We start from the raw sequence: 1,464 nt of genomic DNA on the forward strand, positions 1-1,464 counted from the left end.
AATTGGGTTTTTGTTACATGTAACATGTTACTTATAAGAAGTTACATAATTTATTGTTTCTTCTTTTTTACTTTGTTACTATTAACTTAGATTTTAATAAAGTAAAAAGCGTTTAGTCGTTGGCCCGACTAAACGCTTTAGGTAATAAACGCTAACATATATACTCTAAATGATGCGTTGTTTATATAATAAGTACATATAATTATATAGTATAAACAATATGACTTCAAGAATGAGATATTATTAAATATAATAACGCGTCTTATTACCTCTATCTAAATATGAAAAAGAAGAGGTTTATATTATGTCAAAATTCAAAAAAATTTCTGCTAGTGAATTTGAAACATCTCGTTTTTACCAACTCCCAAAATTTTTATTTGAAGATGGTCATTTTTCTAAAATGACAACTGACGCAAAGGTTATGTATGCTCTATTAAAAGATCGTTTTGAATTATCCAAAATCAATAACTGGATTGATGAAGAAAATAATATATATCTACTATATACAAATAAACAATTATGTTCCATTTTACAATACGGAGAACCTAAAATTATCAAATTGAAAAAAGAGCTAGAAAAATTCAATTTAATTATAAATGAAAGACAAGGACTAAATAGACCTAACAAAATATACCTTTTAGAACCTAGTTATGACAAGGAACTAACAAATCGTAAGTTCCAGAACAAACAAATTATTAGTTCAAGAACTAACGAAAATATAGTTCAAGAACTAACAATTTGTAAGTCTAATGATACTGATAATAAAGAAACTGATAATAAAGAAACTGAGAATAATGATACGTATGATATGAATGATAGTGAACATATAGCCAACCCTAATACTTCTCATTCGAATCATCCAAATCATCAATCTAATGAATTTGATAATAATGCCTTAAAATATCATTTACTTCAAGAAATTCCCGATCAACTTCAAACCTATTTAAATAACTTTGAAGTTGATGAAATACAAATTATTAAAAGTGTCATACTTAAAGCTAAATCATCATTTAATAATGAAAAGAATACAGTATACATGTTAGAAGATATTGAGTTTGAGATGATTAATGTGCTCAAACGTTTTAAAGCAACATTAATTCAAAAAAGCGAAAGTGTCGAAGCCATGCAAGGTTATTTAATGCGTTCAATTAAAACAGAACTCGAAGAAATGCATTCCTTAAATATGCGACGTCAAAACGCGCCACAAAACCATATATTCGACACATCACACTATTTATGATTGAACGTATGTCGCCTTGAATCTAAATATTTCGCAAAAAAATACGTCCGTTGGATAATCAAATTTAAATAAGATGGATGATGTTGTCGCGCATACATCACTAGATCTTGAAATTCTATAAAATTGTGATTTTCAATCATATCAATAATGTTATTAAACACTTCGGACTGACCTTGATCTAATAAAAATTGGTTTAAGTCAAAACCACAACCACTTTCAATATC

Annotated in this window: 1 protein-coding gene and 1 pseudogene; one reads left to right on the plus strand and one right to left on the minus strand. The window is 27.3% G+C overall.

The genetic code is table 11. The features are described 5' to 3' along the window. The first annotated feature begins 304 nt into the window (after window positions 1–304). On the plus strand, window positions 305–1,240 hold the full coding sequence (locus HMPREF2663_RS06985; RefSeq protein ID WP_064212271.1) for a replication initiator protein A: 936 nt from the start codon (window positions 305–307) through the stop codon (window positions 1,238–1,240). Here HMPREF2663_RS06985 and HMPREF2663_RS06990 read toward each other — a convergent pair. Beyond that, a pseudogene (locus HMPREF2663_RS06990) lies at window positions 1,231–1,464 on the minus strand (Replication protein RepB); the annotation flags it as partial. The gene HMPREF2663_RS06985 and the pseudogene HMPREF2663_RS06990 overlap by 10 nt on opposite strands.

This window comes from Staphylococcus sp. HMSC077D08, from assembly GCF_001837945.1.
GTDB lineage: Bacteria > Bacillota > Bacilli > Staphylococcales > Staphylococcaceae > Staphylococcus > Staphylococcus epidermidis.